This window comes from Mesorhizobium sp. B1-1-8 (assembly GCF_006442795.2).
GTDB lineage: Bacteria > Pseudomonadota > Alphaproteobacteria > Rhizobiales > Rhizobiaceae > Mesorhizobium.
On the sequence record NZ_CP083956.1, the window covers coordinates 1853022 to 1877609 of the forward strand.

At 64.3% G+C, this 24588-nt stretch carries 25 protein-coding genes; 12 read left to right on the forward strand and 13 right to left on the reverse strand.

Annotation, left to right across the window (positions count from 1 at the left end):
- The first annotated feature begins 511 nt into the window (after positions 1-511).
- Positions 512-1183, forward strand: a complete 672-nt coding sequence (locus tag FJ974_RS09060; RefSeq protein ID WP_140529874.1) for an N-acetylmuramoyl-L-alanine amidase — start codon at positions 512-514, stop codon at positions 1181-1183.
- Positions 1184-1448: 265 nt separating this feature from the next.
- On the opposite strand, the gene FJ974_RS09065 is transcribed toward FJ974_RS09060, so the two are convergent.
- From FJ974_RS09065 to flhA, 3 genes are read right to left on the reverse strand one after another with little or no spacing between them, the layout of a single operon-like run.
- The gene (locus FJ974_RS09065; protein ID WP_140529876.1) at positions 1449-1832 is read right to left on the reverse strand and encodes a hypothetical protein; all 384 of its coding nucleotides are present in this window, start codon (positions 1830-1832) and stop codon (positions 1449-1451) included.
- Position 1833: 1 nt separating this feature from the next.
- The gene (fliR, locus tag FJ974_RS09070; RefSeq protein ID WP_140529878.1) at positions 1834-2586 is read right to left on the reverse strand and encodes a flagellar biosynthetic protein FliR; all 753 of its coding nucleotides are present in this window, start codon (positions 2584-2586) and stop codon (positions 1834-1836) included.
- The gene (flhA, locus tag FJ974_RS09075) at positions 2583-4670 is read right to left on the reverse strand and encodes a flagellar biosynthesis protein FlhA (RefSeq protein ID WP_140529880.1); all 2088 of its coding nucleotides are present in this window, start codon (positions 4668-4670) and stop codon (positions 2583-2585) included. The genes fliR and flhA overlap by 4 nt, the downstream gene beginning before the upstream one ends.
- Positions 4671-4822: 152 nt before the next feature.
- Between flhA and FJ974_RS09080 the strand changes: the two genes are divergently transcribed.
- The gene (locus FJ974_RS09080; protein WP_140529881.1) at positions 4823-5122 is read left to right on the forward strand and encodes a putative quinol monooxygenase; all 300 of its coding nucleotides are present in this window, start codon (positions 4823-4825) and stop codon (positions 5120-5122) included.
- 13 nt (positions 5123-5135) lie between these two features.
- On the opposite strand, the gene FJ974_RS09085 is transcribed toward FJ974_RS09080, so the two are convergent.
- On the reverse strand, positions 5136-5609 hold the full coding sequence (locus tag FJ974_RS09085) for a MarR family winged helix-turn-helix transcriptional regulator (RefSeq protein WP_140529883.1): 474 nt from the start codon (positions 5607-5609) through the stop codon (positions 5136-5138).
- Between the two features lie 62 nt (positions 5610-5671).
- Here FJ974_RS09085 and FJ974_RS09090 point away from each other — a divergent pair, with 62 nt between their 5' ends.
- From FJ974_RS09090 to FJ974_RS09135, 10 genes are all read left to right on the forward strand, one after another.
- Positions 5672-6400: an NAD-dependent epimerase/dehydratase family protein gene (locus tag FJ974_RS09090; RefSeq protein ID WP_140529884.1), complete on the forward strand. Its 729-nt coding sequence runs from the start codon at positions 5672-5674 to the stop codon at positions 6398-6400.
- Between the two features lie 17 nt (positions 6401-6417).
- Positions 6418-6828, forward strand: a complete 411-nt coding sequence (locus FJ974_RS09095; protein WP_140529886.1) for a hypothetical protein — start codon at positions 6418-6420, stop codon at positions 6826-6828.
- A gap of 217 nt (positions 6829-7045) precedes the next feature.
- A complete protein-coding gene (locus FJ974_RS09100) occupies positions 7046-8827 on the forward strand; it encodes a chloride channel protein (RefSeq protein ID WP_140529887.1) in 1782 nt (593 codons plus the stop codon).
- Positions 8828-8975: 148 nt separating this feature from the next.
- Positions 8976-9641 (forward strand): helix-turn-helix domain-containing protein, encoded by a 666-nt coding sequence (locus FJ974_RS09105; protein WP_140529889.1) that lies wholly within the window; start codon positions 8976-8978, stop codon positions 9639-9641.
- A gap of 39 nt (positions 9642-9680) precedes the next feature.
- A complete protein-coding gene (locus FJ974_RS09110; RefSeq protein WP_140529891.1) occupies positions 9681-10754 on the forward strand; it encodes an extracellular solute-binding protein in 1074 nt (357 codons plus the stop codon).
- Positions 10755-10776: 22 nt separating this feature from the next.
- Positions 10777-11646: an ABC transporter permease gene (locus tag FJ974_RS09115; protein WP_140529893.1), complete on the forward strand. Its 870-nt coding sequence runs from the start codon at positions 10777-10779 to the stop codon at positions 11644-11646.
- Positions 11646-12443 carry an ABC transporter permease gene (locus tag FJ974_RS09120; RefSeq protein WP_140529894.1) on the forward strand — a complete coding sequence of 266 codons (798 nt, stop codon included), beginning with the start codon at positions 11646-11648 and terminating at the stop codon, positions 12441-12443. Before FJ974_RS09115 ends, FJ974_RS09120 begins: the two co-directional genes overlap by 1 nt.
- Positions 12440-13555 carry an ABC transporter ATP-binding protein gene (locus FJ974_RS09125; protein WP_140529896.1) on the forward strand — a complete coding sequence of 372 codons (1116 nt, stop codon included), beginning with the start codon at positions 12440-12442 and terminating at the stop codon, positions 13553-13555. The genes FJ974_RS09120 and FJ974_RS09125 overlap by 4 nt, the downstream gene beginning before the upstream one ends.
- A 79-nt stretch (positions 13556-13634) precedes the next feature.
- On the forward strand, positions 13635-15020 hold the full coding sequence (locus FJ974_RS09130; RefSeq protein ID WP_140529898.1) for an NAD(P)/FAD-dependent oxidoreductase: 1386 nt from the start codon (positions 13635-13637) through the stop codon (positions 15018-15020).
- 3 nt (positions 15021-15023) lie between these two features.
- The gene (locus FJ974_RS09135; protein ID WP_140529899.1) at positions 15024-15392 is read left to right on the forward strand and encodes a cupin domain-containing protein; all 369 of its coding nucleotides are present in this window, start codon (positions 15024-15026) and stop codon (positions 15390-15392) included.
- Between the two features lie 6 nt (positions 15393-15398).
- On the opposite strand, the gene FJ974_RS09140 is transcribed toward FJ974_RS09135, so the two are convergent.
- From FJ974_RS09140 to FJ974_RS09180, 9 genes are all read right to left on the reverse strand, one after another.
- Positions 15399-17042, reverse strand: coding sequence for an MFS transporter (locus tag FJ974_RS09140; protein ID WP_140529901.1), 1644 nt, complete (start codon positions 17040-17042; stop codon positions 15399-15401).
- Positions 17043-17204: 162 nt separating this feature from the next.
- Positions 17205-19070 carry an asparagine synthase (glutamine-hydrolyzing) gene (gene asnB, locus FJ974_RS09145; RefSeq protein ID WP_140529902.1) on the reverse strand — a complete coding sequence of 622 codons (1866 nt, stop codon included), beginning with the start codon at positions 19068-19070 and terminating at the stop codon, positions 17205-17207.
- A 172-nt stretch (positions 19071-19242) separates the two neighbouring features.
- On the reverse strand, positions 19243-19509 hold the full coding sequence (gene fliQ / locus FJ974_RS09150; protein ID WP_027165133.1) for a flagellar biosynthesis protein FliQ: 267 nt from the start codon (positions 19507-19509) through the stop codon (positions 19243-19245).
- Positions 19506-19913 (reverse strand): flagellar hook assembly protein FlgD, encoded by a 408-nt coding sequence (gene flgD, locus FJ974_RS09155; RefSeq protein WP_140529904.1) that lies wholly within the window; start codon positions 19911-19913, stop codon positions 19506-19508. The genes fliQ and flgD overlap by 4 nt, the downstream gene beginning before the upstream one ends.
- 6 nt (positions 19914-19919) lie before the next feature.
- A complete protein-coding gene (gene flbT, locus FJ974_RS09160; RefSeq protein WP_140529905.1) occupies positions 19920-20357 on the reverse strand; it encodes a flagellar biosynthesis repressor FlbT in 438 nt (145 codons plus the stop codon).
- A complete protein-coding gene (flaF, locus tag FJ974_RS09165) occupies positions 20354-20701 on the reverse strand; it encodes a flagellar biosynthesis regulator FlaF (protein WP_140529907.1) in 348 nt (115 codons plus the stop codon). Before flaF ends, flbT begins: the two co-directional genes overlap by 4 nt.
- A gap of 26 nt (positions 20702-20727) precedes the next feature.
- The gene (locus tag FJ974_RS09170; protein ID WP_140529908.1) at positions 20728-21777 is read right to left on the reverse strand and encodes a flagellar hook-associated family protein; all 1050 of its coding nucleotides are present in this window, start codon (positions 21775-21777) and stop codon (positions 20728-20730) included.
- A gap of 3 nt (positions 21778-21780) precedes the next feature.
- Positions 21781-23235: a flagellar hook-associated protein FlgK gene (gene flgK / locus FJ974_RS09175; RefSeq protein WP_140529910.1), complete on the reverse strand. Its 1455-nt coding sequence runs from the start codon at positions 23233-23235 to the stop codon at positions 21781-21783.
- Positions 23236-23266: 31 nt separating this feature from the next.
- Positions 23267-24520 (reverse strand): flagellar hook protein FlgE, encoded by a 1254-nt coding sequence (locus FJ974_RS09180; protein ID WP_140529912.1) that lies wholly within the window; start codon positions 24518-24520, stop codon positions 23267-23269.
- Between the last annotated feature and the right edge of the window lie 68 nt (positions 24521-24588).

The window sequence follows — 24588 nt, forward strand, 5'->3', positions numbered from 1 at the left end:
TTTGGTCCGAAGATGCGTATAGTCGAGCGATTTCAAATTACCGGACGAGGCGTTGTCGTCATACTCGACCGACCGACGTACCTTCCGGTGCTCACGACGCTGCATGCAACTATCGTGCGGCCCGATGGCTCCAAAGTGTCGACGACCGCCGATAAGGAGTATGCTCTCCGGCGGAACGGCGACAGCACCCCTAATGAGTTCGAAGCATTTGTGCTGCGACACGTCGATCTTCCTGACGTGCCAGAGGGCAGTACTGTCGATCTGACTTTAGACCCGGCGTCTTAACAAGCAAAAGAACTGGCAGGTACTAAGGCTGGGCCACGACAGTGTTAAGAAACCAGGAGACGCAGCGGATGCTATCAAAGCGCCTGACGTCCTGGGCCGAGGAGCGGTCGCTTTATTGGTGGCTTCCGGTCTCGCCTCGAACAAAGAATAATCCTTTCCAAAAGGCTGGATGATTTGTTCGTGTCGTATTATGCTTTTCTGCTGGCTAATTTCTTAGGAGGGGTTCATGAAACTGCCATTCAAACCTTGGCTTGACCAAGCTGGGAAGTTCTCGATCGCGCACATTCCTGGGATACCACACTATAACACGGCGGTATCGGCAACGTCGCCGAGAACTGGCGTTCTTCACACGACCGAAGGAGGATGGCTTAGTAGTCTTACTATCTTTAAGCAGCATTACGCTCCGCATTTCATGCTCGGATATGATGCCGCCGCGAAAGAGGTCCGTATTGCCCAATTAGTGCAAATCGGAACAATTGGAGCTGCTCTCAAAGCCCACAATAGCAAGGCCCTCGTCCAGATTGAAATGATCGGCTTTTCGAAAGAAGCGCCTTGGCTGCCCGACGACGAAACATCTGAGGCGTTGGCCTCGCTGATGGCAGTGTGTAACGTCGAATACCAAATACCCCTCTCACGTCCTTGGAAGGATGGAGATTTCGGAAAAGCGGGCAACAACCCTCATCGCTCCTCAGGGAAGTTTGGTGTTGAGCCCGGCTGGTATGGTCATGGGGACTGCCCCAACCCAGATAGTCACTGGGATCCCGGCAATCTTAAGTGGACAACCATTTTCGCTCGGGCAGGGGTAATAGCGGAATCCATGAGTCCATCTTCGTTCGAAGTTGGGCCGATTGCGATGGCTGGCGTTAGGGCGGGATTCCCATTGCAAGGACTAGGGTGAGGTCAAGATCAAATTCGGATCGGGTCGCCGATAAGGGCTCGTATGTGCGCATGCTGTGTCTGTGTGCGGCGGCCGGCCAGGAAGAGTTCTTTGCCTGGGTCGGCACGCGGTCGAAAGCCGCACTGCCGCCGCGCCGGAGCTAGGCAAGGAGGCGTTCGCCGCATTCCTCGCATGGCCGCCGCGCTGGCCCGCGAATTTCGCACCGAGTTGCCTTAGGTTCTCTCGGCAAGATCGGCGCCTTCTTCGAATGGCCGAAATGACTGACCTATCCGTCTCCACGCTTGTGCGCGATCAGGTCGAGGCGCTCGCGGTCAGCGCGTTCGCGCTCGTCGCGGCGGCGCACGTCCTTGTAGGTGCGCTCGACCATGTTGGTGCGCGCCGTCGCCGTGGCGATCAGGGCCGCCTCCTGCCGGGCGCTCTCCAGGCTGGCCTTCTGCCGCTCGAGCGCGTTGGTGATGCGACGATGGTAAAGTTCGGGGAACAGGGCGGCCAGCGAGCTGTCGGTGTCGAAATGCTCGACCAGCGCCCTTGCTTCGGCTTCCGCCGCCGCCGCGGCGGCGAGGAAGCCGGCATGGCGGGTCTCGTGCAGCGCCTTCAATTGCTCCTGCACCTTGACCAGTTTCTTCAGGCGGTCCTTGCGCGGGGTCATTTCACCTCGCGAGCGTCAGGTCGACAAAGCCGTCGACGAACAGCGACAGCAAGGTGCCGATGGCGAAATAGAAGATGATCAGGCCGCCGGCGATGACGAAGGGCAGCGAGATGAAATAGACCGGGATCTGCGGCGTCAGCTTGTTGACGAAGCCGATCGTCAGATTGACCAGTATGGCATAGGCGACGAACGGGCTGCCGAGGCGCAGGACCAGGAAGAAGGCGTCCGATACCGTGTCGGTGACGTCGACAAGCGCTGCCTGCGGGTTGAAGAAGACGTTGACGGGAGCCACCGTGTAGGAGGCAACCAGCGCCCGCACGATCTCGTGGTCGAAGTCGAAGACGAAGAGCAGAAGCAGCGCCGAGAACGAGATGATGGCGGCAAGCGCGGCCTGCGGTTCCGGCTCCTCGATTGCCGGTCCGCCGGTGCCGCCATAGCCGATCAGCATGGCGATGGCCGAGCCCATGAAACGCAGCGCTTCCATGTAGAGCCTGGTCATGGCGCCGATCAGCCCGCCGACGAGCAGCTCCGAGACGATCATCGGCGCCAGGATCTGCGGGCGCGGGTCGACAAAGGGATAGATGCGGTCCCACAGGAAGGCGAGCAGGCCGCCGGTTGCGGCGACAGCGACGAACAGACGGACCTGAAGCGGCACGCGCGCGCTCGACAGGCCGGGCATCAGCATGAAGCACGCGCCGATGCGGCAGAAGGCGAGGAAGGCGGCGATGACGACGCCTTGCGAGAGCGCGTTCACGAGATGGTTCCGAGCACCTTGATCTCGACGCCCTTGGCGATCTCGACATGGGAGAGAACGGGCAGCGTTGTGAACAGCCGCTCGATGATCATGCGCACATAGGGGCGCGCGTCGGGTGCGGTGACCAGCACGAAGCGCTCGCCGGCTTCGAGATGCTTGCGGATCGCCTTGGTCGCATCCTGGCCGAATTCCTCGAGCTGGCGCGGATCGATGTCGAACTCGCGTACCTCGCCCTTGGCATCGCGCTTGAGGCTCTGATGGAAGGCGAGGTCCCAGCGGTTGCCGAGGCGCAGCACCTTGAGCGTGCCGCCTTCCGAAAGGTCGCCGCAGATCTGCTGGGCCATGCGGATGCGGACATGCTCGACGATCTGCTCGGTGCGGCGCACATGCGGCGCGATCTCTGCGATGGCCTCGATGATCAGATGCAGGTTGCGGATCGAGACGCGTTCGGCAAGCAGCAGCTTCAGCACCGCCTGCAGACCCGGATAGGAGATGTGCGAGGTGCAGATCTCGTCGGCGAGCTTGCGGTATTCGGGATCCAGCCGCTCGAGCAGCGCCTTCATGTCCTTATAGGACAGAAGCTGCGGCAGGTTGTTGCGGATAACTTCGGAAAGGTGGGTGAGCAGCACCGACATATTGTCGGCAAAAGTGTAGTTCTCGCGCTTCAGGTCCTCGGCGAAGGTTTCGAGCACCGAATAGGCGCGCATGCCGAAGGCCGGCTCGCGGATCTCCTCGCCCGGGATGTCCGGCACGCCGCGCGTGCCGAGCAGCACCATGATCTCGCCGACACGCATCTGGTATTCGGCAACGACGGTGCCGTGCACCTTGATCTGATAGCTCTTCGGCGGAATGGCGTAATCATCGGCGACGCGCACTTCCGGCACCACGAAGCCGTATTGTTGGGCGAATTTCTTGCGCATCTTCGACATGCGGAACACCAGTTCCTGATGCGCCACCAGCAGCCTGGTCGAGAGCTGCTTGCCGATCAGCAGCTCAATCTCGGCGGTGGCGAGCGATGCCTTGACCGAGTTCTTCTCCTCCTCGGCCTTGTTCACCTTCTCCTGGGTCTTCTGCGCCTCGGCCGCTGCCAGCGCCCGGTTCTGCCGCAGCGGAATGATGTAACCGAGGCCGGCCATGGCGCCGGCAAGCGTGAAGAAGGGAAACAGCGGCAGGCCGGGCATCAGGCCCAGAACGACCAGCAGCGAGGAGGCGACATAAAGCGCGCGCGGATGGGCGCCTAGCTGGCCGAACACCGCCTGGTTGGCCGAGCCGCGAGTGCCGCCCTTCGAGACGAGCATGCCGGCGGCGAGCGAAACGATCAGCGCCGGGATCTGGGTGACGAGGCCGTCGCCGACCGACAGCTTGATGAAGACATCCGCCGCCTGGCCGAGGCCCATGCCGTGGCGCAGATAGCCGATGGCGATGCCGCCGACGATGTTGATGGCGGTGATGATGAGGCCGGCAATGGCGTCGCCGCGCACGAATTTGGAGGCGCCGTCCATCGAGCCGAAGAAGGAGGATTCTTCTTCCAGCTCACGGCGGCGCAGCTGCGCCGTCTTCTCGTCGATCATGCCGGCGGAAAGGTCGGCGTCGATCGACATCTGCTTGCCGGGGATGGCGTCGAGGGTAAAGCGGGCGCCGACCTCGGCAATGCGGGTGGCGCCCTTGGTGATGACGATGAAGTTCACCACGATGAGGATCATGAAGACGATGAGGCCGATGACGAAGTCGCTCGACATCACCAGCTTCGAGAAGCCCGAGATGACATAGCCGGCGGCGTGCGTGCCCTCATTGCCATGCGACAGGATCATGCGCGTGGTGGCGATGTTGAGCGATAGCCTCAGCATCGTGGCGATGAGCAGCACCGTCGGGAAGGAGGAGAAATCCAGCGGCCGCTGGATCCACAGCGCCACCATCAGGATCAGCACCGAGAGCGCGATGGAGAAGGCGAGGCCGATATCGATCAGGAAGGCCGGGATCGGCAGGAACAGCACTGCCAGGATGACGACGATGCCCAGCGCGAAGAAGACGTCGCGGCCGTTCTTGGCCACTGCGCCAGTCGCTATGCTTTCACTGATCGCCATGTCGTCCCCGAATCCGGAATTGCCCAGCGCAAGGCAGGCCCTCGACCGTAACCTTCCAAGCTTGCGCGAAGGTGGGAGAGTGGCTACTTCGGATGGGCGACTGTTCAGCGATGCCGGTTCGTTCCGGCACTGGGCTGCCTTGAGGGAAAAACATGCTCCTGATCATCGGGACCGTTCGTCTGCCGCCGGACCGGCTGGCGGAAGCCAAACCAGCCATGGAGCGGATGATTTCAGGCAGCCGCGCCGAGCCCGGCTGCCTCGGATATTCCTACGCGCAGGATGTGCTCGATGCCGGGCTGATCCACGTTTCAGAGATCTGGAGCGACCGCGCCGCGCTCGACGCGCATTTCAAGTCGGCGCATATCGCGGCGTGGCGGGCGAGCTGGGCAGCGCTCGGTATCGGCGATCGCAAGCTCACGCTTTTCGAGACGGACGGCGGCGCGCCGACCTGATCGTTTGAGGTATTTACGGCTGTGCCGCCTCCGCGGTCGCGACGGCGACAAGCCAGCGTCGCACGGTGCGTTCTTCCTCGGCGGAGAGGCCGGCGGTCAACTCGCCTTCGAGCTTGTAGACGCGTTCCCGGCATTTTTTCAACAAGGCACGGCCGCTGTCCGAGAGGTCGAGATGCTGGATGCGGCCGTGGACGGCATGCGGCCGACGGATAAGCGAGCCAGCCTTTTCCAGATTGCCGACAATCACGCTGACCGTCTGCGGTGTCAGCACCGCGAGCCGGGCCAGGTCGGCGTTGGACAGGCCGGGATAGGCCGAGATCATGGTGAGGGCCGCGAACTGCGCCTGGGTGACGCCGAATTCATCCAGCGCCCTTTCCACCTTCAGGCGATAGGCGCCGGCCGCCTGGCGCAGCAGATAACCCAGATAACCTTGCTCGCCGCGCTTGCCTTCACCGGCGGACGGAATGGATGGATTCCCCTTGCGCATGATATCAGAGCTCTTATATGTTATAAGTACTCTGATATTATCGCAACAGAGAGCGAAAGACGATGGGCCATCGTATTTTTCTTGCGGGCGCTGCGGGCGCGATCGGTCGCCGGCTGGTGCCACAGCTGGTGGCGGCCGGTCATCAGGTGACGGCGACGACGCGCCAGGCGGCAAAAACGGAAGACCTGCGCAGGCTTGGCGCCGATCCGGTGCTGGTCGACGTGTTCGATGCAAACGCACTGCGCGCCGCGGTCGTGGCAGCGAAATCGCAGATCGTCATCCATCAGCTCACAGACCTGCCGGCCGGGCTCGATCCCTCCAAGATGGCTGAAGCAACAATACGCAATGCCCGCATCCGCGACGAGGGAACGCGTAACCTCGTCGAGGCGGCGAAGGCGGCCAATGCCAAGCGGCTGATCGCGCAGAGCATCGCCTGGGTCTATGCGCCGGGCGCAGAGCCGCATGCCGAGACCGATCCGCTGGACAGCGGCGCCGAGGGTGGGCGAGCCCTCAGCGTCGGCGGCGTCATTGCGCTGGAGAGGCATGTGCTCGGCGCCTCGCCGATGACCGGCATCGTGCTGCGCTACGGCCACCTCTACGGACCAGGCACCGGCACGGAGTCTGCCGGGGATCCGGCGGTGCATGTCGACGCTGCCGCTTACGCGGCGCTGCTTGCCGTCGAGCGGGGCGCGCAGGGCGCCTTCAATGTCGCCGAGCCGAACCGCCAAATCACGACCGACAAGGCAGTCAACGAGTTCGGCTGGCACGCCGGCTTCAGGCTGACAGAGTGAACGAAGGAGTTGCCGTCATGACCGAAGACGTCTCTCCGCGAAGCCTGGCGCCGCTCGGAGTCACCGCCATCGCTGCCGGGCTGCTCGGCATTGCCGTAGTCCAGCACAACAGGGCAATCACCGCTTCAGGTGGAATGGACGCGCATATCCACATGATGGGGGCCGATGCCGGGCAGGGGGCGACGGCGCGTCCGACCACCACGGTGAAGCCGCTCTCCTGCGAAAAGCTGCCGAATGTGCCGGGCCACTCGATCACCACGGCGCTGGTCGAATTCCCGCCCAATGCCTACACGCCGCGACATCGTCATCCGGGCTCCGTCACCGCTTTCGTCATCAGGGAGCGCTGCGCTCGCAGGCAGTCCGGCGGTGACCTATACGCAGGGCCAGACCTGGTTCGAAGCGCCGGGCGCGATCCACGCCTTCGCTGAGAATGCCAGCGCCACGGAGCCGGCGGAGCTGCTGGCGATCTTCGTCGCGGGGGATGACTGTGGCCCACTGACCATCCCCGTAGCTGACTAAGTCTATATCTCCGTGCAACGCCAAAATGGCGCCACAAGCGGTCGGCATTGCGGTTGCCACGCAATGCCGCCGGGCGTATCAGGCACGGCAGCTTCCCATCCCTTCGCATATCGGCGAGCCGCTCCGTTGCCTGCCAGAAACGAACCGCAAGTCTATGCCCGCCGGCTTCGCGCGGTGCTGATCAATTCGATCCCGGTGCTGGAAGCGCGGGGCATCGTCATCGTCGTCATGGCTGGCGTTGTCGGCGTGATGGCGGGCGCGCTGGTCACCGGCATGAGCGGACTGGTGCAAGGCATGCACTATCTGCTGTTCGACGTGCAGCCGGGCGGCCGGCTCTCGGCGATGTTTTCGCTGACCGATCCGGTTCAAGCGGCGTATCCGGCGATGGGCGGCCTGCTGCTCGGCCTTTCGGTGATCTGGCTGCGCAAGAGCAAATTCCGTACCCCCGTCGATCCGATCGAGGCCAATGCGCTCTATGGCGGGCGAATGTCGCTCACCGATACCTTCATCATCGTCGCCCAGACCATGATCTCGAGCGGCTTCGGCGCCTCGGTCGGACTTGAAGCCGGCTACACACAGATCGGCTCGGGTGTCGCTTCGAGGCTGGCGCGGGCCTTCAGGCTGCGCCGCAACGATGTCCGCATCCTGGTCGGCTGCGGCGCCGCCGGCGCCATCGCCGCCGCCTTCGATGCGCCGCTGACCGGCGCCTTCTACGGCTTCGAGCTGGTCATCGGCATCTATTCCGTCGCCAATGTCGCGCCGGTGATGACGGCGGCGATCTCGGCCTCGCTCACGGCGGAAGTTTTCGGCGGCGCGCCGTTTCCGCTGGAGCTGTCCGGCCTGCCGACGCTGACGCCCAGCCAGTATGTGCCGTTCCTGCTGCTCGGCCTGCTGGGCGGTGCCGCCTCGATCGCCATCATGTATCTGGTGAGCATGGTCGAGCGCGGTTTTGCAACGCTCTCGATCGACGCTTCGGTCAGGCCGTTCCTCGGCGGCATCGTCGTCGGCCTGCTGGGATTGGTGACGCCGCAGGTGCTGTCCAGCGGACATGGCGCGCTGCACCGCGAGTTCGCCATGAACTACGCTCTCGGCGCGGTGGCCAGCGTCTTCGTGCTGAAGCTTGCGGCCTCGGCGATCTCGCTGGGTTCGGGCTTCCGCGGCGGCCTGTTTTTTGCGTCGCTGTTTTTAGGCGCGCTGCTCGGAAAGCTGTTTGCCGGCGTCATGGCGCTGGCGTCGCCGGCGACCGGCATCGATCCGGCGGTCGCCGCCGTCGTCGGCATGACCTCGCTCGCGGTCGGCGTCGTCGGCGGGCCGCTGACCATGACCTTCCTGGCGCTGGAATCGACGCGCGACCTGACGCTCACCGGCGTGGTGCTGGCGGCGTCGATCATGTCGGCGATCCTGGTGCGCGAGACCTTCGGCTATTCGTTCTCGACCTGGCGCTTCCATCTGCGCGGCGAGACGATCCGCAGCGCCCATGACGTCGGCTGGATGCGCAGCCTGACCGCGGGGTCGATGATGCGCAAGGATGTCCGCACCATCGATGCCGCAACGACGCTTGCCGATTTCCGCCAGGAAGTTCCGCTCGGCTCGGCGCAGCGCGTCATCGCCGTCGAGCAGGGGCAGCATTATGTCGGCGTGCTGCTTGTGCCCGAACTGCACAGCGACCTCTCCGACGGCGGGACGCCCGTAAGCGCACTAGCCCGGTTCAAGGACGCGGTGCTGGTGCCGTCGATGAACGTCCAAACCGCCGCCGAGACGTTTCAACGCGCCGGCGCCGAGGAACTGGCCGTGGTCGAGGATTTCGACGACCGCATCGTGCTCGGCCTGCTCACCGAAAGCCATCTGATGCGGCGCTATGCCGAAGAACTCGACAAGGCGCGCCGCGATCTTTCTGGCGAGGGGTAGCGAGACCTCCCGCGCAGTCGATCCGCCGCCGCGTCTTCCCACAGATATACCCTCCAACTCGCAAGCCTGGCCCAAACGCTGACGCAGGCCTGGCGCCGTGCCAGTTGTACAGTGGTACTGTACAAATCGTTAAGTGGAGGAAGACGCGGTGCCCAAGGCTTCGGATGATGGCCAGGCTACGGCAGCAAACGGCGCCGGCTCGGCCGCGATACATGCGCAACAGGTGCTGGGCATGCGGCTCAAGAGCCTTCGTCTTGCCCGAAGGCTATCATTGCGTGAGCTCGCCGAGGCGACAGGGACCAGCGCCAGCTTCATTAGCCAGCTCGAACGTGGCCTGACCGGCGCCAGCACCGCATCGCTCAACCAGATGGCCTCCGCGCTCGGGGTCAGCGTTGCAATGCTGTTCGAGGAAAGCGCCACGCAAAGTCATGGCGTGCTCAGGCGCAGCGAGCGGCCAAGCCTGCCGCCCAGCGACGGCTGCCGCAAGATGCTGCTTTCGCGGCCTCCGTTGAGCGACATGGAAGTTTATGTCGGGGAGTTGGAAATCGGCGGCTCGACCGGCTCCGGCCAATACACGCATGGCGATGCGCATGAAATGCTGGTCGTGCTGCGCGGCATCGTCGAGGTCTCGCTCGGCGAGGCTCGCCATGTCCTCGAAGAGGGCGACAGCGTCGAATACACGACCTCGACACCACATCGTACTGAAAACATCGGCAGCGGCCGGGCCGAGGTGATGTGGATCATCGCGCCGCCGACTTCGGCGCGTGCCGAACTCGATCAATACACGGCCTGGAAACCGCTCGCGGCCAGGTAGTCCGATCAAACGCGAGCATGAATGGGAGGAGTTACGATTATGCTGAAATCGAGATATGGCATCGGCGCCGTTCTGGCGCTCGGCATTTTGACAGGCGCGGCCTTCGCGCAGGACAAGCCAGTGGCGGGTGAGGTCAAGGAAGGATCGCTGAAGGGCAAAACCCTGACGCTCGTCTCCTATGGCGGCATCTACCAGGACGGCCAGGCGGCGGCGCTGAAGGAGTTCGTCGACAAGTCCGGCGCCAAGCTGCTCAACGACGGTCCGACCGAAATCGCCAAGCTGCAGGCACAGGTCGAATCCGGCAATGTCACCTGGGATGTCGTCGATACCGCCGACCTGCCGCCTTATGTCTATTGCGGCAAGCTGTTCCAGAAGCTCGACCTGACCAAGCTCGACGTTTCGAAGGTGCCCGCGGGCCAGGTCGGCGAATGTTCGGTGCCGGCGATGAACTATGGCGTCGTGCTGATGTACAACAAGGAGAAGTACAAGGATAACCCGCCCAAGAGCTGGGCCGACTTCTTCGACACCGAAAAATTCCCGGGTGTGCGCGGGCTCGACGGTTCCGGCGATCCGACCGGCGGCCTGCTCGAACAGGCCTTCAAGGCAGCGGGCGGCGATCCGAAGGCGATGACGGTAGCCGATATCGACAAGGCCATCGACGTGATCCGCAAGCTCGGCCCCGACACGATCTACTGGAAGACGGGTGCTGAGTCGCAACAACTCGCCGAATCCGGCGAGGCCGACATGTTGATGATGTGGACCGGCCGCGCCATGACCGCGGTCAAGAACGGCGCCAAATATGCGCCCGCCTGGCAGGACTGGCTGGTGGTGATGGACCAGATGACGATCCCGGTCGGCGTCAAGGACACGGACGCCTCCTACGCGCTGCTCAATGCCTATCTCGGCAAGAATGCCCAGGAGGTATTGACCGAGAAGACCTCCTACACGCCGATCAACAGCGATGCGCAGCCGAAGGTCGATGCCTCCGTCGCCGCCTTCCTGACCAACACGCCCGAGCGCCAGAAGCAGGGCTACAAGCAGAACGTCAAGTTCTGGGTCGAGAACTTCCCGGTGGCGCAGGAAAAGTGGTCGGCGCTAATGGCCGGCAACTGATCGGCCGACGGAGAAACGAACCGTGAGCGCGATCGAGCTGACGACGCCTGCCGCCGGGAGACGGGCAGAGTGGGCATGGCGGCCGTTCGCGCTCACCTTGCCGGCACTCATCCTGCTGGCCGCCGTGATCGGCTATCCGCTGGTCACCATCGTGCTGCGCAGCCTGTCGGAACCGCAATGGGGCGTGCAGAACTACACCTGGTTCTTCGGCGCGCCCGTCAACCTCGCAGTGCTCCAGCGCACCTTCGCCATCTCGGCGTGGGTGACGCTGGTCTGCGTGGCCTGCGCCTACCCCTATGCCTATCTGATGACCGCGGTCGGGCCGCGCGTCCGGCTCGTGCTGGTGCTCTGCGTGCTCATCCCGTTCTGGGTGAGCGGCGTGGTGCGGACCTTGTCCTGGGTGATCCTGCTGCAGGATTCGGGCGTCATCAATTCGCTGCTCCGCTCGGCCGGCTTGTCGGGCATCCGACTGATCCGCACCCAGACCGGCGTGGTGATCGGCATGGCGCAGGTGCTTTTGCCTTTCATGATCCTGCCGCTCTATTCGGTGATGAAGGGGATCGACCTCAGGCTGATGCGGGCGGCGCAGAGCCTGGGTGCGAGACCGTCCCGTGCGTTCTTCACGGTCTATTTGCCGCTGTCGCTGCCGGGCGTCTATGCCGGCGCGATCATCGTCTTCATCCTGGCGCTCGGGTTCTACATCACGCCGGCGCTGCTCGGCGGACCGCGCTCGACCATGCTGTCGACGCTGGTGCAGACCCAGGTGCTGAGCCTTCTGCAATGGGGACGCGGCGGCGCCATGGGCGTGGTGCTTCTGGTCACCACCTTCGTGCTCTTGGCGCTGGCGGCACCGGTGATGCGGTCACGGCACAGGGAAGCGGGGCGGCGCTGATGGAGATGAAGCCGCTCACCCGCGTCATTCTCGGCCTCGTCTGCCTGCTGGTGGCGATATGGCTGGTGGCGCCGACGCTGGTCGTGGTGCCGATGTCCTTCAATGAGAACAAGTCGCTGGCATTTCCGCCGCAAGGCTTCTCATGGCAGTGGTACCAGAATTTCGTCACCAATCCGGAATGGTTCAACAGCTTCCTGAATTCGCTGAAAGTCGCCTCGCTGGTGGCGGTGCTGGCGACGGCGCTAGGCACGCTCGCCGCCTTCGGCATCGACCGCATGAAGGCGCGGCCGGCCAATTTGTTGCGCATGCTGATGCTGACGCCGATGGTGGTGCCGGGCGTGGTGCTTGCGATCGGCATCTACGCCGTCTATCTCGACGCCCATCTCGTCGGAACGCTGCCGGGCTTCGTGCTTGCCCACACCATCCTGGCGCTGCCCTTCGTGCTGATCGCCGTCTCGGCCAATCTCGAAGTGTTCGACAGACGGCTCGAGACGGCGGCGGCAAGCCTCGGCGCCGGCGCGCTCACCACCTTCCGCACGGTGACGCTGCCGCTGATCCTGCCAGGCATCCTGTCGGGCCTGCTGTTTGCCTTTGCGACGTCGTTCGACGAGATCGTCGTGTCGCTGTTCATCACGAACCCCTATCTCAAGACCTTGCCCGTGCAGATTTTCTCCTCGATCACGCGTGACGCCGACCCGACGGTCGCGGCCGTCGGCACCATCCTGCTTTGCGCCACGACACTGCTGATCGGCGGCGGCATGTTGCTTCTTGGCCACGACCGGAAGGGAGCCTTATGAACCCGAAGCAGGAAAATCGCGGCGCGGCGATCGACCTTGAGGCCATCACCAAGGCCTATGGCGCGTTCAAGGCGCTGGACGGCGTCTCGCTGCGGATCGAGCCCGGCGAATTCATGACGCTGCTGGGGCCTAGCGGCTCGGGCAAGACGACGACGCTCAATGTGATCGCCGGCTTCACCGACGTGACCAGCGGTACGCTCCTGGTCGGCGGCAACAACGTCGTCGGCGTGCCGGCGCACAAGCGCAACATCGGCGTCGTCTTCCAGCACTATGCGCTGTTTCCCCACATGACAGTCGGACGCAACGTCTCCTATCCGCTGACGCTGCGCGGCATCAAGGCGGACGAGCGCAAGGCGCGTGTCGCGAAGGCGCTCGATATGGTCAAGATGGGCGACTTCGCGCATCGCTATCCGAGCGAATTGTCGGGCGGCCAGCAGCAGCGCGTGGCGCTGGCGCGCGCCATCGTCTTCGACCCGCCGCTGCTTCTCATGGACGAGCCGCTCGGCGCGCTCGACAAGAAGCTGCGCGAATGGCTGCAGCTGGAAATCAAGCGTATCCACCGCGAGCTAGGCACCACTTTCGTCTATGTTACACATGATCAGGAAGAGGCGCTGGTGCTGTCGGACCGCATCGCCGTGTTCAACCGCGGGCACATCGAGCAGGTCGGCACCGGCCGGCAGCTCTATGACGAGCCGGCGACGCTGTTCGTCGGCCGTTTCGTCGGCGATTCCACCGTGCTGCGCGGGCAAGCCAGAAGCGATGGAACCAGCACCGCGCTGACCGTCGCCGGCGAGACGGTGACGGCGCCGCGCCGGATAGCGGGAGAGGCCAGCCCCGTCATGCTGCTGCGGCCCGAAAAGCTCGCCATACGCCGGCCTGGGCAAAACGGAGCAAATGGCGCCAACCGGTTGTCGGGAACGATCGCCGAAGCGATCTATCTCGGCTCCGGATCGAAATATGAAGTGAAGCTCGCCGATGGCTCGACAGCCATCGTGCGCTCCCCGCTGACTGGCGACAGTTTTAACCTCGGCGAAAAGGTGGAGCTTTGCTTCGACGGCGCCGACGCCAAGCTGCTGGCCGACGACAGCACGGCCGATACCACGCTCACCTGAACATCTCTTTGTTTTAACGCAATTCCGGACGGAAAACCGTTTCACACTTTTCCTGGAATTGCTTGGCGGAAACCATCCCATGCAAGTCAAGCGCAACGGCGACATCTCGTTCTGGTATGCGGATCTCGGCGCGGTTCCGGCTCCGCGTCCGCCTTTGCCCGGCGACCTCGAAACCGATGTCGCGATCGTCGGCGCCGGCTATACGGGGCTTTGGACCGCTTACTACCTGAAGAAAGCGAAGCCCTCGCTTCGCATCGTCCTGCTTGAACGCGAGTTCGCCGGTTTCGGCGCTTCGGGACGCAATGGCGGCTGGCTGTCGGGCGGCTTCGGCTGGTCGCGCGACAAATATCTCAAGACCTCGACACGGCAAAGCGTGGCCGCCATGCAGAAGGCGATGGCCGAATGCGTCGACGAAGTGATCCGCGTGGCGACGGCGGAAGGCATCGATGCCGATATCCGCCGGGTCGACAATCTCACGGTCGCCACCAATCCAGCGCAGCTCGAACGTGTGCGCGAGGACTGCGAGACCATTCGCTCCTGGGATGCCGACCCGGATCGTATCGAATTGCTCGACGCTGCGGCCACTCGCGCCCGCATCAATATCAAGAATGTCTTGGGCGGCTTCGTCGTGAATGGCCAGGCGCGGGTGCAGCCGGCCAAGCTGGTGCGCGGGCTGGCGGAAGCGGTCGAGCGGCTCGGCGTGCCGATCTACGAGAAGACCACCGTGACATCCATTGCCGAAGGCAGGGTGATTACGGACCGCGGCACCGTGCGCGCAGAAACCATCATTCGCGCGACGGAGGGGTTTACCGCCGGCATTCCGGGCGAGGAGCGGACATGGCTGGCGCTCAACAGCGCGCAGATCGTCACCGAGCCGCTGTCGCCCGAGCTTTGGCGCGAGATCGGTTGGGAAGGGCATGAACTGCTCGGCAATGCGGCGCACACCTATTGCTATGCACAGCGCACGCGCGAGGGCCGCATCACCATGGGCGGACGCGGCGTGCCCTACCGCTACGGCTCGCGCACCGACATCAACGGGCAGACGCAGCAGGCGACGATCGACCAGCTGCACACGATCCTGACGACGCTCTTGCCGCAGACCACGGCGTGCCGCATCGAGCATGCCTGGTGCGGCGTGCTCGGCGTGCCGCGCGACTGGTGCACGACGGTCGGCCTCGACCCCGGGACCCGCATCGGCTGGGCTGGCGGCTATGTCGGGCTCGGCGTCTCCAGCTCCAACCTCTCCGGGCGCACGCTGGCTGACCTGATCCTCGGCCAGAACACGGAGCTTACGAAGCTGCCCTGGGTTAACCGCAAGGTCAGGCCATGGGAGCCGGAGCCGTTCCGCTGGCTCGGTGTGCATTCGATGTACCAGCTGTACCGCATCGCCGATAGCCGCGAGGCTGCGGGACTTGTGCACACCTCGAAGCTTGCCGCCCTGGCCGACAGCATCACAGGCCACTGATCCATGGAGACCAGCTTGATCGACCTTTGGACTTTCCACGACCTCGCCAAGGCCGATATCGGCGCCTTTTCACCGAAGCCGACCTCAGTCGAAGGGGATCAGGTGGAAGCTGCCCGCTCCTTCTTCCAGTCGCCGGACGGGACCATCGATATCGGCATCTGGGAATGCACGCCCGGCCGCTTCACCGCCGACCGCTCGGGCTCGTCGGAGATCTGCCACATCATTTCGGGCCGGGCGGAAGTGAGCCGCGCCGATGGCGAAATGCGCGAATTGGGACCGGGCGATCTGCTTGTCCTGCCTCGCGGATGGAAGGGCGAATGGCTGATCCACGAGACGACGCGCAAGCTCTACGTGATCCAGTCCGGAAACTGACCCGTCTCAGTGATCAATCGGTCCCTTGGGTGAAACAAGCGCCGTGCCGGCCGTCGTCGGGCGTTCGATCATGCGGCGCACCCGCGGCGGACTCTCGCCGCTGTGCAATGCCCGGATACGCTCGCCGACCACGGCGTCGGCGTGGGTGGCGCGCCTGTTGTGGCGGATATACTCGACCCAGGTCGGCGTGTGGTAGTGCTCGATCCAGACGGATGGATTTTCCAAATCACGCGCCAGCGTCCAGTTGCGGGCGCCGTCGCGGCGGCGGATGCGGCCGCGCTCGGCCATGGTGGCGAGAAATTCCGGCACGTCCTCCTCGCGGATGACATATTCGATCATGATGGCGATCGGGCCGCTGCGCGGCTTCAGATCGAGCGCCAGCATCGGCTCCTTGAAACGATTGAGCGGATCGAGGTTGAGCGCGGTCTGCTGCGGCAGCGGCAGCAGGAAGCCGATGGCGCCGCCCGCCAGCATAGCGATCGCAGCGGCGATCAGCGCGGTCTGCGCGCCATGGGCGTCCGCGACGACGCCCCAGACCCAGCTGCCCAGCGCGATGCCGCCGAAGGTAGCCGTCTGATAGATAGACAGCACGCGGCCGACGACCCAGCGGGGCGTCGACATCTGCACCGTGACATTGAAATGCGAGAGCGCGATCACCCAGCAGGCGCCGCCGATCAGCAGCCCGGCCGATGTCTGCCAGGCACTGTGGCTGACGGCGGCGTTGAAGGCGCAGAGCGCGAAGCCGGTAAAGGCCATGCGCACCATCGTTTCGCTGGAGAGCAACTGCCTTAGCCGCACGCTGATCAGCGCGCCGCCGACCGCGCCTATGCCGAAAGCGCCGAGCATGATGCCGTAGGTCAGCGCATCGCCCTTGATGACGTCGCGCGCCACCAGCGGCAAAAGCGCCAGCACCGCGCCGGCGCTGAAACCGAAGGCCGAGCCTCTGACCAGCACCTTGGCGATGTTGGGCGACATGGCGACATAGCGCAGGCCGGCACCCATCGCGGCACCCAGCGACTCCCGCGGCAGCGTCTGCGCCGGCACGTCCGGCTTCCAGCGGGCGAGCACGACGATCAGACCGATATAGCTGACGGCGTTGGCGGCGAAGGCCGCCGCCGCACCCGCTGCGGCGACGATGACGCCGCCGATGGCCGGGCCGACGCTGCGCGTGATGTTGAAGCCAAGCGAGTTCAGCGCCACCGCCGCCGGCACCTTGGTGCGCGGCACCATGTCGCCGACGGAAGCCTGCCATGCGGGGCTGTTCAGCGCCGTGCCGCTGTCGATCAGGAATGTGAAGGCAAGCAGCGTCCACGGCGTCATCCAGCCGTACCAGGTGAACACCGTCAGCAAAGCCGAGACGACGAGCATGAAGGTCTGCGCCACCAGCATGACCTTGCGCCGGTTGAAGCTGTCGGCGATGGCGCCGGCGACCAGCGCGAACAGCATGATCGGCAAGGTGGTCGAGGCCTGGACCAGCGCCACCTGATAGGAGGAGGTGGCGATCGTCGTCATCATCCAGGCGGCGCCGACGCCCTGGATCAGGCCGCCGAAATTCGACACCAGGCTGGCCGCCCAGACGGCCCGGAAGATGCCGTGCCGGAACGGCGCCAGCGCCGAGGCGCGTTCGCTTTCCGGCTCGTCGTCGATCATGGCCGCTGTCCCGCCTTCACCCGCTGTCGTCCGCTCGCCGCGCCATTGGCCTCGCCTTGGCCGACTCGCCAAGGATCGCGGCCCAACAACAGGAAGGCAAAGGCGAAAATGCGTCGGCGTAGCTTTAAGCCAAGCATCTTGCCGGTCTGGACCAACCTCCGGTCATTTCGCGGCCCTGGCCTCGGCATGCAGCGCCTCGGTCAGCCGGCCTGTCGTCTCGCCGCCCATATAGAGCCTGAGCAGCATCTCCATACCAACCAGGCGCAGCCTCGACGGTTCGTGGCTCCTGGCCATGTCGACAAGATCGTCCAGCTCTGCTGCCGACCATTTCATGGCGTCGCGCAGGAAGCCGCCGCGCAGCAGGCCGTGCGTGCCGGCCGTAAAGGCATCGGACATTTCGAAGCCGTTCTTTGCCGCGTGGATATTCTCGTGCGGCAGGTGGCGCTCGGCGATCTTTTTCAGCAGCCATTTGCCGGTCCTGTTGCGGTATTTGTGCCGCCTCGGCAGATGCAGCGCGAAGTCGATCAATCGGTTTTCCAGGAATGGCACCCTGAGCTCGACGGAGGCGGCCATGCTCAGGCGGTCGTGCCGATGCAGCAGGTCCTGCAGATGCGAATAGAGATCGTAGAAGCAGCTGGCCAGGAAGGCGCGGTCGCCGGAAGGGGTCACGCCGTCGAGCCGATCGAACAATTTCGTCTGCAGGAAGTTGAGCTCCGGCGACAGGGCTCGCAGCGCGATGTTGCGGTCCCAGGGCGAGCCGCGGCCGAACGAGTTCCGGAACGGCGCATGGCGCAGCTGCCTGAATTTGCGGTCGAGACTGGCCTTTGAGCGAAACAGGCGCAGAAACCAGGGCTGGCGCCACAGCCTGATCGTCGACGCCTGCCATTTATAGCCGCCGAAGAGTTCGTCGGAACCCTCGCCGGTGAGCAGCACCTTGATGCCGTCGGCGCGGCATTGCTCGGCCAGCGCCAGCAGCCCGACATGGCTGGCGTGCCAGCCATCAGTCTCGAGATGCCAGACCGCCCGTGGCCAGAGCTCCAGATACCGCTCCCTGTCGACAGGCACCCGGCGCAGGCTGACGCAGACATGGCGGCCGGTCCGCTCGGCATCTTGCGCTTCGCTGCGGCCGAGCTGCGGGTCGACGACGTAACCGTGCATCTCAGGCCTGAAGCGCTTGGCAAGCGCCGTGATCAGGCCGGAGTCGACGCCGCCGCTGCAGGCGGTGGCGAGGCTGGTATCGGCGATGCAGTGGAGGTCGACGCTCTGCTCGAGCAGCGCCTCAAGTATCGTCATATGCTCGGCGTCGGAGCCGCGGTCATTGACGATGCGCGAGGTCTCCAGCACGTCGAGCACATGCCAGAAGCGGCGCTTCTCGATGCCGACATCGGTGACCTTCCAGAGGCCGGCGGGCGGCAGCCGCTCGATGCCTTCGAAGATGCTGTAGCTGGAATCGCGGCTTTGCCAGGCAAGCCGCAAGGTGATTTCGCGGGCATCGATCCGGCGCGGAAAATTGTGACAGGCGAGGATCGCCTTGTCCTCGGAGGCAAACAGCACCCGCTCGCCCGTCTCGGCGACCGACATCGGCTTGATGCCCAGCCTGTCGCGGGCAAGCCACAACGCGCCGTCGCGGGCATCGAAATAGGCGAAGGCAAACATGCCGTCGAACAGCGGCACGGCCTTGTCCGGCCCCCAATGATGCAAAGCCTGGAGCACCACCTCGGTGTCGGAGACCGTGCGAAATTGCAGGCCTTCGGCTTCCAGCGTCTTGCGCAGCGAGCGGTAATTGTAGACCTCGCCATTGTAGCAAAGGACGCCCTCGCCATCGGTCGTCAGCATCGGCTCGCGCGCGGCGGGCGAGGGGTCGATGATGGTAAGCCGGCGGTGGCCGAACGCCAGCCTTGAATTGTTCCAATTGTCGTGATCGTCAGGGCCTCGATGCGCCAGCGCCTGCATCATGCCGGCAATGTCGGAGAGATCGCCGGAGACGATCGGATCGCGCTTTCGCCAGACGCCGGCTATTCCGCACATGGCCCGTCGGCCGGTTTTGCCTGATGCATCGCTTCCCGAAGATAGCCTGAAGATCGAAGGCGCCGGCTAACGCCGGCGCGGCCTACAATCTAACCGCAACAAGCCTGGCCGCAAGCCACCTTCGGGCTCCCGCCAAGGCGCGCATGGCGCCGGCCGCGAACAGCGTCGCGGCTCAGAAGCCGTGCTCGATGCGCTCGAAGATGACGTTGGTGAAGGCCGAAATCTGGCTGCCGATGAATGGGCCGGTTAGCGCCACCACCAGCATGATGGCGACGATCTTGGGCACGAAGGTCAGGGTGATTTCCTGGATTTGCGTCAGCGCCTGGATGAGCGCGATGCCGATGCCGACCGCCATCGCCACAAGCACCACCGGCGCGGATGCGGTAAGCACCGTCCACACCGCGTACTGGACGATATCGAGCGCATCGGCCTCGTTCATGCGGCCGGCTTGATCGAGACGCCGGCGCCGACGGGAACTTCGGTGCCGTCCTGCAGCACCGCGATCAGGCCGCTGCTCGCGAGCTTCACGGAAGCCACGGTTCCCGTGGTCTTGCCGTCGGCCGAGGTGATCGAGCGACCGATCAGCGCGTCGGCCTGCGACAGCGCGGAGGACTGCATGATCTGGTCGAGCTTGCTGTTGGTCTGGACCGATTGCTCGACCTGCGAGAAGGTGGCGAGCTGGGCGACGTATTGCGTCGAATCCATCGGCTTGGTCGGGTCCTGGTTCTTCATCTCTGCGATCAGGAGCTTCAGGAACGACTGGTAGTCGACCGCCGTCTTCGAGGTCTGCTGGCTGGCCTGGTTGGCGCCGGTCGGAATGCTCGTCGTCATGTCCACGGTCATCGGTGCCTATGCTCCCATAGCCAGCGCGCGCGGCGCTTCCGGAATGTCGTCGCTGTCGTCCAGCGCCTGGCGCTCGAGCGGGTAGAGCGCGCGGATCGCCTTCAGCGCCTCGTAGATTTCATCCTCGCCGACCATACGGTCGATCTGCTTCAATGCATTGCAGATCTGCTGGTTGTCGAAGCTGGCGATGAGCATGGGCAGCGAGCGACGGAACATGTCGCGGGCCGCGGCGGCGCCCGACGGGTTCATCAGCATGATCTGCACGATGAAATAGAGTTGCCTGAGCGGCGTCGAAGCCTGCTCGGCCTGGATGACATGGCTTTCGAGCAGAAACTGCACGTCGTTCATCAATTCGATGGTGACCTTGCGGTCGACGCGGATGACGGCGCCGTTGATGTAGATCTTCTCGTTCGGCTTCAGCGAGATCTTCAGCGTGTTGGTCATTGGATGCCGTCTCGGATGATCTGGGAAACCTCGATCAATCCTTCGAAATTGTCGGTGCGGCCCTGCCGGATATCCTCCGTCTCGCGCAGCAGCCACAGGCCGATCGAGATCAGATTGGCGCGCAGTTCCTTTGGCAAGGCATTGTCGCTGGAGCCGAGGTCCTCGACGAAGGTGGTCCAGATGCGGTTGGTAAAATGCAGCGCCTCGACCGCTTCCATCGAGCCGTGGCCGATGGCCGCGGCCGCCGACAGCATGTCGATCGAGCGCGTCAGCAACTGACGCTCCCGGTCCTTGGCATCGGCGACGGAGTCGGTCTGGATGTCGGCGTAGGAGAATTGGTACATGGTGGAAGCTCTGGCGTTCCGGGTTGTCAGGTCAGGTAGTTCAACAGGCTGAGCTGCTGCAGGCGCGCGGTCAGCGCGAAGGATGTCTCGATATGCTGCGTCAGGTCGGCGACGCGGGTTGCGGCTTCCGCCGGATCGACGCCTTCGAGGTCGATGATGTGCTTTTCGAACAGGTCGACCTGCGTCTTCATGCGATCGCTGGCGTCGGACACGCGCTTTTGGGCAAGACCGGCCTCCGACTGCACCTGGACGATCCCGCCGATGGCCTCGCCGACGAGCTTCTGGGCGCGGCTGACGACCGTGGTCTGGGCCTGCTGGCTGATGTTGCCGGTAAACAGCGTGCTGACCATGGCGGCCGCCATGGCGAGCTTGCGGATGCCTTGCTCATTGGCGCTGACCGAGGTCTGGGCGGTCTCGCTCAACGCAATGCGGCTGGTGATCTGATCGTCGGTGGCATTCGACCAATTGGCCTGCCAGCCCGCGCCCAGGAACTGCGGCTCGACCGTTGTGGTGATGAAGTCGTCCATCTGCGCGGCGGTGATGTTGGCCGCTGCCGGATCGCTCTGGGTGAAGCCGAAATAGCTGGTGAAGGCAGTGTCGAAAGCGGCCTTGGCGGGCGAGCCGGAGGCGCTGAAATCATCGATCGGCTTGACGTCGGTATTGGTGCCGGCAAACAGATATTCGCCGTTGACGCTGGTGTTGAGAATGCCGGTCATCTGCTGCAACGAGGTGGCGCCGGCGGTCTGCGTGATGCTGGCCGAGGAATCGCCCGATACGGCGCTGGTCAGCGCCGACAGGAAGCTTTGCGCGACATCGGAGAGCTGGCCGAGCGAATCCTGCGTCGATGTCAGGCGGGCGGCGACCAGCGCGTTGGAATCGACGATGCCGTTCAGCCGGTCGAGATCGCGCTGGAAGGTGACGGCCTGCGTCGTGCGGCCGCCGAGCGCCAGCCCGACATCGGCGACCTTGCCGGATTGCGATTCCTTGGTCGCGTTGACGAGGTCGGCCTGCATGCGCATCTGCTGATAGCGCAGGGCATTGGATATGGCAGCTGAGGAGACGGCTGTCGCTTTCATAAATTATCCTACCGCGGTCAACAGGGCATCCAGCATGTCGCTGACGGTCTTCATCATATGCGCGGAAGCCTGATAGGTATGCTCGAGATCGAGAAGCAGGGACATTTCCTGGTCGACATTGACGCCGGTGTCGTTCGACAGCGCCTCGGCGGTACGGGTGGCCAGCGCTTCCTTGGCGTCGGCATTGGTCGAGGCCTGCTGGCGCACGCCCTCGAACCAGCCAATGGCGTTGGCGGCGTAATCGGAGACGCCGGAGGTGACGCTGATGCCGGCGGATGTGTCGAAAGCCATCGGCTGATCGAGCTTGTCGCCGTAGGCGATCAAGAGGTCCGAGTAGGAAGCGCCGCCGGCGGTGTTGGCGACATAGGCCGCGCCGTTGGCGCCGCCGTCGCGCAGCAGCGAGGGGCTGCCGCCGGCGCTCGGATCAAAGGCGGCGTTGACGCCGATCGTGCCGGCAAGGCCGTTGACCAGGGTGCCGGCAGCGGGAATTGCCGGCGCGCCGGACCAGGTGAACAGGCCGGCCTTGTCGGGCTGGGCCGGCGCTGTTTCGGCAAAGGCGGTGACCAGGCCGCGCGCGATCTCGTCGAGCTGGCTCTGCATGGTGGCGGCGACGCCGTCGCGCAGCATGAGCATGCCGGCAAGCTTGCCGTCGGCGCTGGCATTGCCGCCGGTGCCGGCGGAAAGCGGGACGTTGTCGATGTAGATCGTGCTGCCGGGCGTGCCGGCGGTGTAGCCCGCGGACGGCGTGAAGGTCACCGAGCGCGGCACCGTCTCGAACAGCGTCGTGCCGTCCTTGGTGGTGATGACCATGTCGTTGTCGCCGCGCGTGAAGGTCGAGACGGGGACGTATTCGCCGATCTTCTTCAGAAGCGCGTCGCGCTGGTCGAGCGCGTCCGACACGTCCGTGCCGGATCGGGTGCCGGAGATGACGGCCTTGTTGGCATCCTGGAACTGGCCGAGCAGCGAATTGAGGTCGTCGACAGCCGTGGCGATCTGGTCATCGGTCTGGGTGCGGAAGTCCTGGATCGCCTGGGTGCCGCCGTTCAGCGAGCTGACCACCTGCTTGGCCGCGTCGATGACGCTGGCGCCGAGGTTCTGGTTCGACGGCGTCGTTGCATAAAGCTGCAGTTGCTGCTGCAGATTTGCGATTGCCGTCGACGGGGACGACGCATTGTCGACGCCATTGACCGATAGGTCGAGCTGATCCATGCCATTGTAAAGCGTGCTCTGGCCGCTCCATGCCGACAGCGCCGCGAGATTCTGCCGAAACAGAAGCTCATTTGCGGCGCGCTGTATTTCCACCGATCGGGCGCCAGGCGCCGTGCTGGTGACGACGGCGACGCGGCGGGCATAGTCCGGGTTGGAGGCGTCGGCCACATTGCGCGACACGACGCTGGTTTGCTTGGATGTGGCCAGAAGTGCCGACTGGGCGATGCTCAATGCGGTGGAAAGCGACATGCGGGTCTTTCACGGGCCAGGCGCCCGACGGTTATCTCTTCAGGTTGACTAGGACGTCCATCAGGTCGGAACCGGTCTGAAAGACCTTCGAATTGGCGGTGTAGCTGCGCTGCGCCGCGATCATGTTGGTCAATTCCTCGGCGATATCGACGTTGGAATTTTCGAGCGCGCCGGAGACGACGGAACCAAGCTTGCCTTCATTGGCAAAGCCGATCTGCACGGCGCCGGAATCGGCGCTCTGCACATAGACGTTGCCGGGCATGGCGGTGAGGTTGTCGGGGCTCTGAACGTCGGCCAGCGGGATCTTGTAGAGCGGCTTGGTGGAGCCGTCCTGGTATTGCGCGTAGATGATGCCGTCCTCGCTGATCTGCACCTTCTCGATCGCGCTCGGCGCATTGCCGTTGACCTTGGCATCGGAGACGGTGAAGCCGGTGCCGAGCTGGGTCAGCTTGGAGAGGTCGAGGTTGAGGGTCGAGCCGTTCGGCACGGTAAAGGAGATGCCCGTGGTCGCACCGGTGAGCTTGCCCGTGGTGGTGTCGAAGGTGAGGTTGGCGGTGCCCAGCGCGCCGCCGGTGTAGGGGAAGGAGGTGCCGGGCGTCGCCTTCGACTGGTCGAAGACCGAGACCTCCCAGGTGCCGGCGCCGGTGTTGGTGAAATAGACGTCGAGCAGCACCTTGTTGCCAAGATTGTCATAGGCAACCAGCGAGGATTTCGAGGTGTATTCGGCGGTCGCGCTGTTGGTGGAGGGCAGCGGACCGGCAGGCGGCGTCGCGCCGGCCGGCAGGTTGCCGGCGAAATTGCCTTCCGTGCTCGGCGTCGCCGTCATATCCTGGTCGGAGATCTGCACCGGCACCAGGCCTTCGAAGCCGTTTGCGGTCGCGGCCGGTTCGCCGTTGGCGTAGCTGTAGGCCATCAACTGGTAGCCCGCGGCATTGACCAGGCGCCCTTGAGCATCCGGAACGAAGGCGCCGGCCCGCGTCAGGTAGGGCGTGCCGCTCGGATCCTGCACGACGAAGAAGCCGTCGCCGTTGACGGCGAGGTCGGAGACCGAAGTGGTGTATTGCAAAACACCTTGCGAGTTGATGGCGGAGCGGATCGTCGTCGTCACGCCGCCCGAATTGTAGGCCCCGCCGGTGGTCGGCATGATCAGTGTCGAGAACTCGGCCGAGGAGCGCTTGTAGCCGGTGGTGTCGGAGTTGGCGATGTTGTCGGCCACCGCGGACAAGCGGTTGGCCTGCGCGTTCATGCCGGAAACGCCGGTCCGCATCATTCCGTAGAGGCTCATCGATACATCTCCTCGGTGCTTGTCTGAGAGACTTTGAGGGTATGCCTCGTGTCTTGCGCGAGGCTGGC

What these genes read in the sequence shown, in the direction of transcription:
- FJ974_RS09060 (WP_140529874.1), top strand. Translation starts at nt 512, where the DNA reads ATGAAACTGCCATTCAAACCTTGGCTTGACCAAGCTGGGAAGTTCTCG.
- FJ974_RS09065 (WP_140529876.1), bottom strand. Translation starts at nt 1,832, where the DNA reads ATGACCCCGCGCAAGGACCGCCTGAAGAAACTGGTCAAGGTGCAGGAG.
- flhA (WP_140529880.1), bottom strand. Translation starts at nt 4,670, where the DNA reads ATGGCGATCAGTGAAAGCATAGCGACTGGCGCAGTGGCCAAGAACGGC.
- FJ974_RS09080 (WP_140529881.1), top strand. Translation starts at nt 4,823, where the DNA reads ATGCTCCTGATCATCGGGACCGTTCGTCTGCCGCCGGACCGGCTGGCG.
- FJ974_RS09085 (WP_140529883.1), bottom strand. Translation starts at nt 5,609, where the DNA reads ATGCGCAAGGGGAATCCATCCATTCCGTCCGCCGGTGAAGGCAAGCGC.
- FJ974_RS09090 (WP_140529884.1), top strand. Translation starts at nt 5,672, where the DNA reads ATGGGCCATCGTATTTTTCTTGCGGGCGCTGCGGGCGCGATCGGTCGC.
- FJ974_RS09095 (WP_140529886.1), top strand. Translation starts at nt 6,418, where the DNA reads ATGACCGAAGACGTCTCTCCGCGAAGCCTGGCGCCGCTCGGAGTCACC.
- FJ974_RS09110 (WP_140529891.1), top strand. Translation starts at nt 9,681, where the DNA reads ATGCTGAAATCGAGATATGGCATCGGCGCCGTTCTGGCGCTCGGCATT.
- FJ974_RS09120 (WP_140529894.1), top strand. Translation starts at nt 11,646, where the DNA reads ATGGAGATGAAGCCGCTCACCCGCGTCATTCTCGGCCTCGTCTGCCTG.
- FJ974_RS09125 (WP_140529896.1), top strand. Translation starts at nt 12,440, where the DNA reads ATGAACCCGAAGCAGGAAAATCGCGGCGCGGCGATCGACCTTGAGGCC.
- FJ974_RS09130 (WP_140529898.1), top strand. Translation starts at nt 13,635, where the DNA reads ATGCAAGTCAAGCGCAACGGCGACATCTCGTTCTGGTATGCGGATCTC.
- FJ974_RS09135 (WP_140529899.1), top strand. Translation starts at nt 15,024, where the DNA reads ATGGAGACCAGCTTGATCGACCTTTGGACTTTCCACGACCTCGCCAAG.
- FJ974_RS09140 (WP_140529901.1), bottom strand. Translation starts at nt 17,042, where the DNA reads ATGATCGACGACGAGCCGGAAAGCGAACGCGCCTCGGCGCTGGCGCCG.
- asnB (WP_140529902.1), bottom strand. Translation starts at nt 19,070, where the DNA reads ATGTGCGGAATAGCCGGCGTCTGGCGAAAGCGCGATCCGATCGTCTCC.
- fliQ (WP_027165133.1), bottom strand. Translation starts at nt 19,509, where the DNA reads ATGAACGAGGCCGATGCGCTCGATATCGTCCAGTACGCGGTGTGGACG.
- flgD (WP_140529904.1), bottom strand. Translation starts at nt 19,913, where the DNA reads ATGACCGTGGACATGACGACGAGCATTCCGACCGGCGCCAACCAGGCC.
- flbT (WP_140529905.1), bottom strand. Translation starts at nt 20,357, where the DNA reads ATGACCAACACGCTGAAGATCTCGCTGAAGCCGAACGAGAAGATCTAC.
- flaF (WP_140529907.1), bottom strand. Translation starts at nt 20,701, where the DNA reads ATGTACCAATTCTCCTACGCCGACATCCAGACCGACTCCGTCGCCGAT.
- FJ974_RS09170 (WP_140529908.1), bottom strand. Translation starts at nt 21,777, where the DNA reads ATGAAAGCGACAGCCGTCTCCTCAGCTGCCATATCCAATGCCCTGCGC.
- flgK (WP_140529910.1), bottom strand. Translation starts at nt 23,235, where the DNA reads ATGTCGCTTTCCACCGCATTGAGCATCGCCCAGTCGGCACTTCTGGCC.
- FJ974_RS09180 (WP_140529912.1), bottom strand. Translation starts at nt 24,520, where the DNA reads ATGAGCCTCTACGGAATGATGCGGACCGGCGTTTCCGGCATGAACGCG.